This is a genomic window from Billgrantia endophytica (genome assembly GCF_002879615.1).
GTDB classification, from domain to species: domain Bacteria; phylum Pseudomonadota; class Gammaproteobacteria; order Pseudomonadales; family Halomonadaceae; genus Halomonas; species Halomonas endophytica.
The window spans coordinates 93,533-106,039 of the sequence record NZ_PNRF01000001.1 but is presented as its reverse complement, the minus strand read 5'-3'; the positions used below and the strand labels follow the sequence as shown (position 1 = coordinate 106,039).

The following is a 12,507-nucleotide window of genomic DNA, read 5'->3' as shown; positions in this document are numbered from 1 at the left end:
ATTGCATCGTTTTAGGTGTCCGGTGCGCACCTCATTCACTGCCCGGCACGCAAGAAATCGGCGACACCCTCAGACAAAGACACCTTGGGAGACCAGCCCCAGCGTTCGCGCGCTCGATCAATCGCCAGGGGTGCGGTCAGGTACTCCCTTTTTATCGCCTCATTGCCAAACTCGACAGCTAGCGGCCCAATCTCTCCGCGCACGATCTCTGCGACCTCATCCATCCGCCACTCCACTCCAGGCGCGATATTCGCCACGACTCGCCCGGGGTTCCTGTCGAGCGTCGCCAGTTCCATTGCATGCACGACGTCGTCGGCATGGATCAATTGCCGTTTCGCCCCAGCATTCTCATGCATGCTCACGTCGCGCTTGTCGAGAGCCCCTTCGATCATGGCCCGCAACGGACAATACGTCTTCCTGGCAGGCCCATAGACATGAGCGATGCGCAGTAGCGCGGCGGACATGCCGAACTGAGCCACGTAGCTGGTGATCAATGCCTCGCATGCGGCCTTGGTCGCCCCGTATACATTGGTCGGTGCCAGGGAACGCTCTTCGTCCACGGGACCCTCCTCCACTTCTCCGTAGACCATGATCGTAGAGCACTGCACGATCCGGGGAATCCCATACAGGCGCATCGCTTCCAAGAGATTCATCGTCCCGCCAACATTGATATCCGCCACTTCGGCAGGCCGATCCTTCAGTACCATGGAGCCTGAAATGCCGCCTCCATGCACGACGACATCAATGGGTGGGCTATCTTTTAAGAGCCTATACAGTTGATGGAGATCCCTGACGTCTAGAACTTCCGTCTTTATCCTCGCGTGCTGCAAATCGCAAGGGTGAATATCCATGCCTAGAACCTCGTGGCCCGAAGTGGCTAGTCTCATGGCGAGACTGCGGCCCAGCATGCCGGACACGCCAGTCACAAGCACATTCAGTGAGTCGGTTGCATTCATTTGTCAAAACCCAAACATTCTCGGAAGTGTTGTCACCAGCGCCGGCCAGAACATGCAAAGCACAAGAAAACCGAACTGCAGTATCACGTACGGCCAGACGGCCGACACGACCTGCCCAATAGAAAGACGGCTTATGCCGGACATGACGAAGAGCAGCACGCCGATGGGCGGAGTGATGGACCCGATCACGATGTTTAGCACGAACAGGAAAGCGAAGTGCAGAGGGTCCAGCCCATACTCGATCGCCAATGGCGCGAAGAGGGGAACCAGCATGATGAAAGCGGCATTCGCCTCAATGAACATCCCCACCACGGCCAGAATGAGCATCACCAGGGCCAACATGAGGTATTTGTTGTCCGTCACGCCGCGCAGCCATTCGGCAAGCGTCTGCGGAACGAGCTCGATGGTGAACAGGAAGGTAATGGTTGAAGCGAAGGCAATCAGCGCCCCGACGATCGAGGAGGTCACGGCGGCGCGGAGGAGCACGCCAGGGATATCCTTTATCTTCAATTCCCGTGTCACGGCAAAGCCGATGAACAGGGCGTACAGAACCGCAATCGCACTCCCCTCCGTCGCGGTAAACGCCCCACTGATGATGCCGCCGATGATAACGACGGGCATCAGGATGATGACCAGGCCGCGGCGGCACTCGTACAGGATCCGCTTGAGGCTGATAGGGTCGCCGGTGGGCGGATAATCGCGACGCCATGCCACCCAGGAAACGTAACCCATGATGAGAATGGCGAGCAGAATTCCCGGCAATACCCCGGAAAGAAACAGTGCGCTAACCGATACCGAAGGGCCCGCCATGATGGCATAGACGATCATGCCTGCACTGGGAGGAATGATGGGCCCGAGATTGGCAGAGGCGATTACGACACCCGCAGCGAATTTCTTATCGTAGGACCGGGAAAGGCTGGGCACCAGCGTGGAACCGAGGGCACTCGCCGTCGCGATGGCAGTTCCCGAAACGGCCGACAACCCCATGGCTGAAAGAATGGTGACATGCGCCAACCCGCCACGCACACGCCCGATCAAGCTATTGGCAAGCGATACGATGCGGTTCATCGCCCCGCCCGCGACCATGAGCTCCCCGGCCAAGATAAAGAAGGGAATCGCCATCAGGGGAAAGGAGTCCACGGCATACAGCATGCGCTCCGGCAGAATGGACAATCCCATCTCTCCATACCAGAGCCCCGCGAGTGAAGCCGCGCCAATGGCGAAGGCAAGAGGCATGCCCAGCAACGCCAACAACACGAAAAGTCCGATAGCGACGGCGATCATGACTCCATCCTCTCCTTCACTTCTTCCACGAAGCTTGCTGGCAGCTCACCACCAAGAGCCAAGTCGAGACTTTGCGCAGCAAAATGCAAGGAGCAATGGAATCCCGCCCACAACACCGGAATATAGAACCATCCGCTGCTCAAGGGCAGGGACGAAAGCGTCTGATCCCAAGTGGACATGGTCGCCCGTGCTCCTACGAGCGTCACGACCATCATCAAGAAAATTCCTATGACATTCAATCCGATGATAAGTCCCCTTTGAACAAGAGGAGGAAGGCATTTTTGCAAGATATCTATTCCCACATGCCCCCTCGTCTTGAGAGCCAAGGGAATGGCGAAGAAGATCACCGCCACGAAGCAGAGCCGGGAAAACTCCCACGCCCAGTCTATGGAGGAGTTGAAAAAGTACCTCAATACGACTTGCGCGGAAACGACCGTAACGAGTACGGCCAGAAAAGCGATGACCACACGGGATACGGCCTCATCCAACATGTCGAGAAGGCGATTGAGAAAAAGTCCTGCGGCAGTATATGCCGCAGGAGACTTGGAATCTTTGGGGTTATTGTTCAACACCGGCCTCCTCGAGGACCATATCGACCAAGTCGGAACCAATGCGCGCGCGGACATCGTCGATGACACCACTCGTCATTTCACGCATTTCGTCGCGCAGCTCATCCGAGATGGGAGTAAAGGTCATGCCGGCCTCGATGAGTTCCTCCAATGCCGCCTCATTAGCTTCCTGATTGTAGCTGCGCTGCCATTCGATGGCTTCTTCCATGGAGGTGCGGATCGCTTCCTGGTACTCGGGATCAAGGCCTTCGAATGCCTCCTTGTTCACCAGGTAAACCACGTAATCGTAGAAGTGGGCGGTGTCGGAGAGGTGGCCTTGTATCTCCTGGAAGCGATTCGTCAGGGTGATGCTGTAAGGATTCTCCTGCCCATCCATGACGCCTTGCTGAAGCGCGGAAAACAACTCCGCGATATCGAGCGGCGCCGGATTGGCGCCAAGTGCGCGGAACGTGCTCAGATGCACCTCGTTGGGCTGCATGCGGATCCTGAGCCCATTGAAATCTTCGACCGAGTTCAATGCCCTGCGAGAGTTGGTCACATGACGCGCACCGAGATCCCCCCACCCCAGAGCGATGACGTTCCGTTCCTCGAACCCCTCGGACAAGATACCCCCCAGGGGACCATCCACGAGGTTGAAAGCGCTTTCCGGGTCGGGCAGCACGAACGGAAGGGACAGGGCCTCTATCTCCGGCACCACGCCCGTCCAAAACGATGGGCCCGACCAAGACATGAAAATGGAGCCACGACGCACTTGATCCACCTGCTGCGAGGCGCCTCCCAACTGATTGGAAGGGAAGAGGTCGATGCGAACCTCGCCATTGGTTCTTTCGGCTACCGAATCGCGAAATCTCTCCATTGCCAGACTGCTGGAGTGGTCGGGCTGAAAACTCCCCGAAGCCCTCAGCGTAACTTCCTGGGCAGCAGTCAGCCCACTCATTCCCAAAAAGCCCAGTGCAGCGGCCAACGTAGCGTATCGAACCATTTTCATAAAAATATCCTCACTTAAAGTCGCTTGCTCAATTATTGGTTTTTTTAGAATCCAGAATTTCATGGATCTCTTGAACGGCCTGTTTCAAGTAGCCCACTTCTTCGGGCGTCCACTCTCTTGTGGCATTGTTCTCATGTACCGAGACCCACCCCACCAGCTCTTCATCTCGAATGACGGGCCCCAGCATCTGCGCCTTGACGCCGTAGATATCCATGAGCGCTTGCGGAGGCGCGGGGGAGACGTTCAGACAAGACGCTTGAATCAGTATCTCCCTGTGCCGCTCGAGCCATCCCACCGTGTCCAGTTTCCGCTGATCCAGCGCAGTCTCTCCCGAGAGCGGCTTGATCCCTGGCTCCAAGGCTTCGCCTGCCGGGTCGTCCACATGAAAAGCGGCCTGCGGCAAGTCGATGCGCAGCGTCGTACGACTGGCCTTGGTCTCCTTGAGCAACCTGTTAAGGATGCTATTGAAGGCTGCTGAAAGGTTTTCACGATCGGCACTGTGGTTCGCTTTATTCATGACATCTCAACTTTTTGTTTGAACAATCCATGGAAGCCAAAAAGGCGATGCGGCAAGTCTCGTACAACTTCTCGTCATCCCGAAGAGCTCATGCACTAATAACGCATGGTGACGAAGCAGCGTCCGCATGAAGTCTCTATGGGTCCATCTTCCTTGCTCTAACACTTGTAATTGTAAATCGACGACCAGAAGCGAATTCAAACGGCCATCATTGGTCAGACCATAATTTCATCCTATAGCAACCCCTCCACATGTCAAGCCCTACCTCCGATACTACTCAAAAATAGCATAAAAAATATTGTATATCAATAACTTAAAACAAAATTTTCATGGATTTTCACCATTTCGTCCACGAGAGTGGAGCGCCGCCTCTTGATTTGGTCTGACCGGATAACATATCGTATGACCGGCCATGGTAGATATGGGCCGCTCATGCCGACACCCGAGACGAGGAACTCCGAATGAAGAAAGTTGTAATCATATCGACGGGGGGGACCATTGCCTCTCGTTTCAAACCGGAAACGAGAGAGGTGAGCGTTGGCAACTCCAGCGAGCCCTTTCAGGAACTAGCGGCTCTGCGGCTTCCCAGTATCCCTGTGGAGACTTTCGAGTTTTCCAGCATCGGCAGTTATATGATGAGCCTCGAGAGAGCATTCGAATTGATTCGAATGATCGGAGACTTGCTGAAACGAAAGGACATCATGGGAGTGGTGGTCACGCATGGCACCGACACTCTGGAAGAAACGGCGTACATGGCAGATCTTCTTCTCGATGCTTCCAAGCCGGTCGTCTTTACCGGCGCCCAGAAAGCCGCCGACGATTTCGAGCCGGATGGCCCACGCAATGTCCTCGACGCGATCAGGGTCGCAGCAGACGGGAGCAGTCAGGGGAAGGGCGTTCTCGTCGTCTTCGATCACGAGATTCATGCCGCAAGAGATGTCACGAAGACACACACCTCGCAGCTAAACACATTCCAGTCCGCCGAACATGGCAAACTCGGGGAGATCGACCAGGACGCGGTCCTTTTTCATCGCGCCCCACTGATTCGAGCAACTTTTCCCAATGGAGCGATCGAGCCCAGGGTGGACATCGTCAAGCTGGCCATGGGCAGCGACAGGCGCTTTATCGACTGTGCCATCGAAAGCGGCGCTCGAGGCATAGTGATAGAGGCCTTCGGCCGCGGCAACGTGACGCCCGACGTGCTGAATGGCATCGAACAAGCCATCGCCGCCAGTGTCTCAGTCGTCATTGCCTCGCGTTGTCCACGTGGCCGCGTGGCTCCCGTTTACGGCATCAGCGGCGGAGTTGCCCTCTCGCGGGCCGGCGCCGTATTTGCCGGAGATCTGGGCGGCATCAAGGCGAGAATACTGCTGGCCATTCTCCTGGGCGCGGGGATGTCCGGCGACGCACTGAAACATGCCATTGAAATGGCTTCGGCATGATGCGAACGGGTACCGTCCGCCTCGCCCTGGCGTCAGGCACGAATTACACAAGAAAATCTTTTGCAACTAACAAACCACCGCCTGAAAACAGATTGACACAATTTTCGTTTCGTGGTATCCAAAGGCCCGGTAGCGGTTCATGTCGCTCTTCCTCGAACACCCACGATCTCCAGGCTCGTTTGAACCAAACATATCCATCGAATCGAACATTCCCGGGATATCCGGCATGCCGATAAGATCGGCATATCTATCCTTGACACACGGACCCTCGGCATTCATCGGAAAACTCAATGGAACAGAGCAAGAAAGGCAGTAGTGACCCGGTTCCACAGAAGACGGCAAGGGCCATTCAGGACCTCATTCGTCGCCATGTCTACAAGTCAGGGGAAAAGCTGCCTGCACAGAGAGTTCTTGCGGAAGATTTAAATGTCAGCCGCGCCTCGCTTCGTGAGGCATTGTCCACTCTCGAAGCGCTTGGATTCGTACGCACGGAAGCGAACAGAGGAACATTCGTCACGTATAACAGTGACGATGATATGCAGCCCATAGGAAACTGGCGCTTTTCGGAAAGATTCAAGCTGGAAGAAGTTTACGAATTTCGCTATTTCACCGAGGCATCGGCGATACGACTGGCGACGCTCCAGGCCACCGAAGGCGAGCTGAAGGAATTGAAGGAGCTGCATGAAAACTACAAGAAAGCCATTCAGGCTCTCGATTTGGTTGCAAGCGGCGAGTATGACTGTCTTTTTCATCGTTCGATCATGATTTTTTCTCGCAACCGCGTATATTCAAGCCTTTATGAAAAGTTCCAAGAGGTGTTCCATCAAAGTCAGATTCTTCCCTTTTCTCGTCATCAAAGGCTTTGGGAACCTGTTATGGAGCACGGAAAAATTCTGGAAGCGATGCTGCAGCGCGACCCGGACGGCGCAGCCTATTACATTCAAATGCATATGGTCCGCGCGGCTGAGCGGCTCGGCATACGACTAAGAAACTTGTTCTGAGGTGCACGCCCGCACCGTGGACATTTCCCGGCGTCTCCGGGTAATGTTCTGGTCAAGTCAGAGCGAACACATTTTCAAGCCGCAGCTGCCAATTCAATCTCCCTCGGCGTCTGGTGCGACGCGTATTGGCTACCGCGATCGCTGTGATGGCTCAGTCCTCTCTCGGGCTGCCGGCGACCTACCGCCATTTCCAAGGCGTCCAGGACCAGCTGCGTACGCATGTGGTCGGCCATCGCCCAGCCCACCAACTGCCGATCGTGGAGGTCGAGCACCGCCGCCAGATAGAGCCATCCTTCCAGTGTCCAGATCGCCGTGATATCGGCCACCCAGGCCCGATTCGGTGCCGCCACCGTGAACTGGCGGTTCAACAGGTTGGGCGCCATCGCAGACCGCCTATTCACTATCGCGTTCCGCAACCTCCTGTCGCTCCATCCTTGGCGTGAGCAGCCGTGCTATCCAGCGGGTCTCGTGAAATTGGTGACAGACGGTGACGAATGCGATCGTCAGGGGCACCCCGATGAAGGCACCGGGAATGCCCCATACCAGCCCCCAGAAGAACACCGACACCACCACCACGAAGGGCGAGATAGCAAGTGCGCGGCCTTCAAGACGCGGTTCGAGAAGATTGCCCAGCGAGAACTGGATGAGGGTCATCCCAGCCAGCACCAGCAGCGGCAACAGCCAGGGCTCGAACTGGACGAAGGCGAAGATCACCGGCGGGATGACGGCGATGATCGGCCCGATGAACGGAATGTAATTGAGCACGAATGCCAGCCCGCCCCAGACGCCGGCCAGGTCCAGTCCCACCAGCAGCGCGAACAGCCAGGTCAGCAGCCCCGTCAACACGCTAATAAAGGTTCTGACAAGGATGTAGCGGCGAAACTTCCAGGCGGTTTCCCCGCAGGCCTCCGCCAGCCGCGCCGCGGTGGCGTCACCGAAGGCGTGAGGCAAGCGACTCCGAACGTCGGCGACCTCCAGCAGCCCCAATATCAGGAAGATCAGGATGAGGGTGAGAAAACCCGCGACAGCGTTGATACGTGTCGCCGCGCCCTGCAGTAGCCCGAAGACCCAACCGGGGCCGATCTGGTTGGCCAGGGCGGGGGAAAGCGGCATGCCCTGCCCTTCCAGCCAGTGCGCAACGGCCGCATAGACTTCGTGCATGCGCGGCGCGTATGGTGAAAGACCCTTGGTGATGGCATTGATGCCGTAACCGGTCGCCAGGAAGAACCCCACCATCACCAAGATCAACAACAGCACCGACACCGTCAGCGCGACCCATTGACGGGTCAGTGCCGTGAGCCTGTCATGTATGGGCCATACGAGCGCGATCAGGAACAGGGAGAAGGCGATCGGCACGGCGATCACCTGGATCCAATGGAGTGCCGCCACGCCAAGAATGCTGGCGATCATCCACATGGCGGCGGGTCGTGATGACAAATGGTGTGGTTTCATGACTCTCCGCATACTGTCTGGTTGGCGCCCAGGAAAACATCTTCTTATCCGATCCACTGTCCCTTGGGCAAATACGCATACATCGGCGGCAAGATAATTGACGCACCATATGCTTGTCGGTATGATCTGCCCCCGCTAGAAGGCTACGTAGCTCAGCTGGTTAGAGCACATCACTCATAATGATGGGGTCCCCTGTTCGAATCAGGGCGTAGCCACCAGAGTCCGAAAAAACCCCCGGCGCCCCCAGGCGTGGGGGTTTTGTACGACCAGCATCCTCGCTATTTGAGCTCCGGGACCAGGCCTGCGAGGAGGCGCTGTAAATACATCCCTGTACGCTACCGACGCCATCCCTGGCGCAGGACCTCCTCTTCGCCCTGCCCCCGGCGCCTCTCGCACGTCGCTCAGGCCAGCTCGGCACGATTGCAGAAGGCCATGAGCGCCCGCGTCAGGTATTCCACGTCCAGGGCGCCGGCAGTCTCGCGGATCGAGTGCATCGCCCACTGCGCCACCCCCACATCCAGGGTCGGCACTCCAAGCTCGGTGGCGGTGATCGGCCCGATGGTGCTGCCACACCCCATGTCGGCCCGGGTCACGAAGGTCTGCACGGGCACACCGGCCTCGCGGCATAGGCCGCGAAAGAGGGCAGAGGTGGCACTGTTGGTAGCGTAACGCTGATTGGCATTGACCTTGATCACTGGCCCGCCATTCAGGGCCGGCCCATGAGCCGCATCGTGCTTGTCGAGGAAATTGGGATGCAGACCGTGGGCGTTGTCGCAGGAAATCATGCGCGAAGCCTGGATCAGCCGAATGAAGCCTTCGTCGCCGGGCTCACCGAGCTGCGCATTGACCCGCCGCAACACATCGCCGAGAAACGGCCCCTGGGCGCCGCAGGCGCTGGCGCTGCCGACCTCCTCGTGATCGTTGGCTACCAGCAAGGCGCCCTGGGTTCCATCGGACTCGAGCAAGGCCTCCAGGCCGATAAAGCAGGAGAGCAGGTTGTCGAGGCGGGCGCTGGCAATCAGTTCACCCTGCACTCCGATCCTCGCCGGCGGCTGAATATCATGGAACGCCAGCTCGAAGTCGAGGATCTCGGCATCGCGGATGCCATGTTCGGCTTCCAGCCACTCCAGCAGCAGCCGCTGCAGATCGGCTTCCTCGCCGCCCTGCAGGAAGACCGGCGCCATCTGCGTCTGGGCATTGATGGGACGCCCACTGTTCACGTCGCGGTCGAGGTGGATCGCCAGACTCGGGATGATGGCCACCGGGCGCTCCACGCGCAGCAGCCATCCCTCGATCCGCCCATCGGCGTGACGCAGGTGGACACGGCCCGCCAGGCCAAGCTCGCGGTCGAACCAGGGCGACAGCAGCGCCCCACCGTAGAGCTCGACACCCAGCTGCAACCAGCCGGCCGAAACCTGGCCGGCGTTGGGCTTCAGGCGCAGCCCGGGGCTATCGGTATGGGCGCCGATCATGCGCAGGGCGTCGAGCCCAGCCCGGGGCAACTGCAAGGCAACGATCGACGAATCATTGCGAGTGACGTAGGCCCGCTCCCCCGCAGACAGCTCCCAGGGCTGCGACTCGTCGAGCCGGCGGAAGCCGGCGGCCTCGAGGCGCTCGGCCATGGCCGAAACGGCGTGCCAGGGGGTAGGAGAACGCTGCAGAAAATCGAGCAACCGCTCAAGACGGGCTTCCCGAGACATGTGAATCCTCTTCAGGGGGGTCGTGGTTGACGAGACAACTGCTACAATGCCACATCGGCCTTACGCAACTCGCAAGCCATGCGCGTGTCTAGGGAAGGAAGTGTACACGAAACCAGGAGTCCTTCATTGATGAGCCTGACAGCCGTTTTCCGGCATTCAGTCACTCTGCTGGTGCTGCTGATGCTGACCAGCAACGCGGCATGGGCGAAGATTCAGCCCAGCGACGCTCAGCGTCAGGCATCGGTGGAGGTGGCCGAATCATTACGCTATGGCCACTATTCCGATGCCCCCCTTGATGATGAATGGTCGCGCCTGGCCTTCGAGCGCTACCTCGACGTTCTCGATGGACAGCGGGCCTTCCTGTTGAGCCACGATGTGGACGACTTCCGACACCTGGAAGATCGCATCGACGACATGGTCTTCGAAGGCAATCTCGCCCCCGCCTACGAGCTGTATCAGCGCTATCATGACCGGGCCGAGTCTCGCTTCGAGTGGCTGCTGGAAAAGCTGGACCACGGACTGGACTTCACCTATGACAACGACATGCGTCTCGAGATCGATCGGCGCGACGCATCCTGGGCCGACAGTGAAGACGAACTGGACGAGCTGTGGCGCAAGCGACTCAAGAACGCGGCCCTGACCCTGGACATCAGTGGCCAGGATGACGAGCAGGTCGAAGCCAACCTGCGGCAGCGCTACGAGGGTCAGCTGTCACGCCTTCGCCAGACCAATGGCGAGGATGTCTTCGGGCTGTTCATGGCCGCGGTGACCAGTAGCATCGATCCACATACCGAGTACCTGTCTCCCCGTCAGGGCGAGTCCTTCGATATCCAGATGCGGCTGTCGCTGGAGGGCATCGGCGCCATGCTGCAGTCCGACGGCGAGTACGTGGAGGTTTCCAGCCTGGTGCCCGGCGGCCCCGCCGATCGAGCCGGCGTGCTGGAGCCCGCCGACCGCATCGTTGGCGTGGGCCAGGAGGACAGTGACGACACCGTCAACGTGGTGGGCATGCGCCTGGACGAGGTCGTGGACCTCATTCGCGGCCCCAAGGGTACCGTGGTTCGCCTGGAAGTCGTGCCAGCCGAAGCCGTGGACATGACCCGCTCCCATGAGGTCGAGATTACCCGCGACACCGTGAACCTCGAGGATCAGGCGGCAAAAGGCGAGGTGATCGAGGTCGAGCAGGAAGGCGGCACCAAGCGCATCGGCGTCATCAAGATCCCCACGTTCTACGTCGACTTCGATGCCTGGCAGGCCGGCGAGGAGGAATTCCGCAGTACCACCCGGGACGTCGCCCGTGAAGTCGAACGACTCAAGTCCGAAGGCATCGACGGCATCATGCTCGACCTGCGCAACAATGGCGGCGGAGCGCTACAGGAAGCCAATTCCCTGATCGGCCTCTTCATCGATCGCGGCCCCACCGTGCAGGTGCGTGATGCACGTGGTCGTATCAGCCTCTATGGCGATACCGAGACCGGCACCCTCTATGACGGCCCCCTGGCGGTACTGGTGAACCGGTTGTCCGCCTCGGCCTCGGAGATCTTCGCTGGCGCCATCCAGGATTATGGTCGCGGCCTGGTACTCGGCAACGCCACCTTCGGCAAGGGTACGGTCCAGACCCTGAGCGACCTCAGCCATGGTCAGATCAAGCTCACTCGCGCCAAGTTCTATCGCATCTCCGGGGAGAGCACCCAGCACCGTGGCGTTGAACCGGACATCCTCTTCCCCGACCTGGTGGACCCCGAGCGGATCGGCGAGAGCAGCCTGGACAACGCACTCGAGTGGGACACCGTGCAAGAGGTCCAGTACCGACTCTACGGAGAACCGTGGGAATACATGGAAACCCTGCGCTCGCGGCATCGTGAGCGGGCCGACATACAACCCAACTTCGTCTACCTGGAGCGCCGCGCCGAACTGGCTCGACGGCTTCGCGAGGAACACACCAGTGTCAGCCTCAACCGCGAGCTGCGACAGCGTGAAGTGGAGGCCAGGGATGCCGAGCAGCTTGCGCTGGAGAATCAACGTCGCGAAGCGCTGGGCCTCGACCCTCTCGAAGAGTTGATCGACGCTCGCGAGGAGGATAGCGATGAAGACGAGCCCGTGGAACGGGTCCAGGTGACCGAAGCGGCCGCCATCCTTGCCGACTATGCCGAGCTTACCCGGCGGCGGCTGGCGACTCGGTTCTGACCCCCTCCCCTCCGGGCTCGCTCCGGAGGGGAATCTTCCCGCCGTCCATGCTTGCCCTTCCCTGCCAGCCAATCGAAGAGAACTTACCAAGGACTTATCGATGGAAACTGGCCGAAAGGGGCTGGCGCGGAAGTGCCGGAAGCAGGAACATCGGATAGTAATGAAGAAGAGGATAGTAACGAAGACGAGGTCATGCAGCTGCGGCAGGCAGCGACCTTCGCTTGGCGCTGGATGGCTCCTCGAGCAGGACTCGAACCTGCGACCCAGTGATTAACAGTCACTTGCTCTACCAACTGAGCTATCGAGGAATGGCCGGTTGCTGCAGTGTACCTGATGCCTCGGGAGTGAAGCTGGCTCCTCGAGCAGGACTCGAACCTGCGACCCAGTGATTAACAGTCACTTGCTCTACCA

General features: G+C 58.8%; 10 protein-coding genes, 2 tRNA genes and 1 pseudogene. 4 read left to right on the top strand and 9 right to left on the bottom strand.

The genetic code is table 11. The annotated features are described in order from the left end of the window. Positions 1–35: 35 nt before the first annotated feature. From C1H69_RS00545 to C1H69_RS00525, 5 genes are read right to left on the bottom strand one after another with little or no spacing between them, the layout of a single operon-like run. A complete protein-coding gene (locus C1H69_RS00545) occupies positions 36–956 on the bottom strand; it encodes an NAD-dependent epimerase/dehydratase family protein (RefSeq protein ID WP_102651467.1) in 921 nt (306 codons plus the stop codon). A 3-nt stretch (positions 957–959) separates the two neighbouring features. Further along, positions 960–2,240 (bottom strand): TRAP transporter large permease, encoded by a 1,281-nt coding sequence (locus tag C1H69_RS00540; RefSeq protein WP_102651466.1) that lies wholly within the window; start codon positions 2,238–2,240, stop codon positions 960–962. Next, positions 2,237–2,809, bottom strand: coding sequence for a TRAP transporter small permease (locus tag C1H69_RS00535; RefSeq protein WP_165789387.1), 573 nt, complete (start codon positions 2,807–2,809; stop codon positions 2,237–2,239). Before C1H69_RS00535 ends, C1H69_RS00540 begins: the two co-directional genes overlap by 4 nt. Beyond that, on the bottom strand, positions 2,799–3,860 hold the full coding sequence (locus tag C1H69_RS00530) for a TRAP transporter substrate-binding protein (protein ID WP_102651464.1): 1,062 nt from the start codon (positions 3,858–3,860) through the stop codon (positions 2,799–2,801). The genes C1H69_RS00535 and C1H69_RS00530 overlap by 11 nt, the downstream gene beginning before the upstream one ends. Further along, the gene (locus C1H69_RS00525; protein WP_102651463.1) at positions 3,826–4,314 is read right to left on the bottom strand and encodes a GAF domain-containing protein; all 489 of its coding nucleotides are present in this window, start codon (positions 4,312–4,314) and stop codon (positions 3,826–3,828) included. The genes C1H69_RS00530 and C1H69_RS00525 overlap by 35 nt, the downstream gene beginning before the upstream one ends. 461 nt (positions 4,315–4,775) lie before the next feature. Between C1H69_RS00525 and C1H69_RS00520 the strand changes: the two genes are divergently transcribed. Together C1H69_RS00520 and C1H69_RS00510 are read left to right on the top strand one after the other, a co-directional pair. Continuing rightward, on the top strand, positions 4,776–5,756 hold the full coding sequence (locus C1H69_RS00520; protein ID WP_102651462.1) for an asparaginase: 981 nt from the start codon (positions 4,776–4,778) through the stop codon (positions 5,754–5,756). Between the two features lie 290 nt (positions 5,757–6,046). Beyond that, a complete protein-coding gene (locus tag C1H69_RS00510; RefSeq protein WP_102651460.1) occupies positions 6,047–6,757 on the top strand; it encodes a FadR/GntR family transcriptional regulator in 711 nt (236 codons plus the stop codon). Positions 6,758–6,873: 116 nt separating this feature from the next. Here the strand turns inward: C1H69_RS00510 and C1H69_RS00505 are convergent. Next, positions 6,874–7,140 (bottom strand): annotated as a pseudogene (locus C1H69_RS00505) (DDE-type integrase/transposase/recombinase); the annotation flags it as partial. A gap of 10 nt (positions 7,141–7,150) precedes the next feature. Continuing rightward, a complete protein-coding gene (locus C1H69_RS00500; RefSeq protein ID WP_165789386.1) occupies positions 7,151–8,209 on the bottom strand; it encodes an AI-2E family transporter in 1,059 nt (352 codons plus the stop codon). 141 nt (positions 8,210–8,350) lie between these two features. On the opposite strand from C1H69_RS00500, the gene C1H69_RS00495 reads away from it, so the two are divergent. Continuing rightward, positions 8,351–8,427: transfer RNA gene (locus C1H69_RS00495), tRNA-Met, on the top strand. A gap of 183 nt (positions 8,428–8,610) precedes the next feature. On the opposite strand, the gene C1H69_RS00490 is transcribed toward C1H69_RS00495, so the two are convergent. Then, a complete protein-coding gene (locus tag C1H69_RS00490; protein WP_102651458.1) occupies positions 8,611–9,909 on the bottom strand; it encodes a M18 family aminopeptidase in 1,299 nt (432 codons plus the stop codon). A gap of 129 nt (positions 9,910–10,038) precedes the next feature. On the opposite strand from C1H69_RS00490, the gene C1H69_RS00485 reads away from it, so the two are divergent. Then, positions 10,039–12,096 (top strand): carboxy terminal-processing peptidase, encoded by a 2,058-nt coding sequence (locus C1H69_RS00485; RefSeq protein ID WP_102651457.1) that lies wholly within the window; start codon positions 10,039–10,041, stop codon positions 12,094–12,096. 232 nt (positions 12,097–12,328) lie between these two features. Here the strand turns inward: C1H69_RS00485 and C1H69_RS00480 are convergent. Further along, positions 12,329–12,404, bottom strand: a tRNA-Asn gene (locus C1H69_RS00480). Positions 12,405–12,507: the final 103 nt, after the last annotated feature.

What these genes read in the sequence shown, in the direction of transcription:
- C1H69_RS00545 (WP_102651467.1), bottom strand. Translation starts at nt 956, where the DNA reads ATGAATGCAACCGACTCACTGAATGTGCTTGTGACTGGCGTGTCCGGC.
- C1H69_RS00540 (WP_102651466.1), bottom strand. Translation starts at nt 2,240, where the DNA reads ATGATCGCCGTCGCTATCGGACTTTTCGTGTTGTTGGCGTTGCTGGGC.
- C1H69_RS00530 (WP_102651464.1), bottom strand. Translation starts at nt 3,860, where the DNA reads ATGAAATTCTGGATTCTAAAAAAACCAATAATTGAGCAAGCGACTTTA.
- C1H69_RS00525 (WP_102651463.1), bottom strand. Translation starts at nt 4,314, where the DNA reads ATGAATAAAGCGAACCACAGTGCCGATCGTGAAAACCTTTCAGCAGCC.
- C1H69_RS00520 (WP_102651462.1), top strand. Translation starts at nt 4,776, where the DNA reads ATGAAGAAAGTTGTAATCATATCGACGGGGGGGACCATTGCCTCTCGT.
- C1H69_RS00510 (WP_102651460.1), top strand. Translation starts at nt 6,047, where the DNA reads ATGGAACAGAGCAAGAAAGGCAGTAGTGACCCGGTTCCACAGAAGACG.
- C1H69_RS00500 (WP_165789386.1), bottom strand. Translation starts at nt 8,209, where the DNA reads ATGAAACCACACCATTTGTCATCACGACCCGCCGCCATGTGGATGATC.
- C1H69_RS00490 (WP_102651458.1), bottom strand. Translation starts at nt 9,909, where the DNA reads ATGTCTCGGGAAGCCCGTCTTGAGCGGTTGCTCGATTTTCTGCAGCGT.
- C1H69_RS00485 (WP_102651457.1), top strand. Translation starts at nt 10,039, where the DNA reads ATGAGCCTGACAGCCGTTTTCCGGCATTCAGTCACTCTGCTGGTGCTG.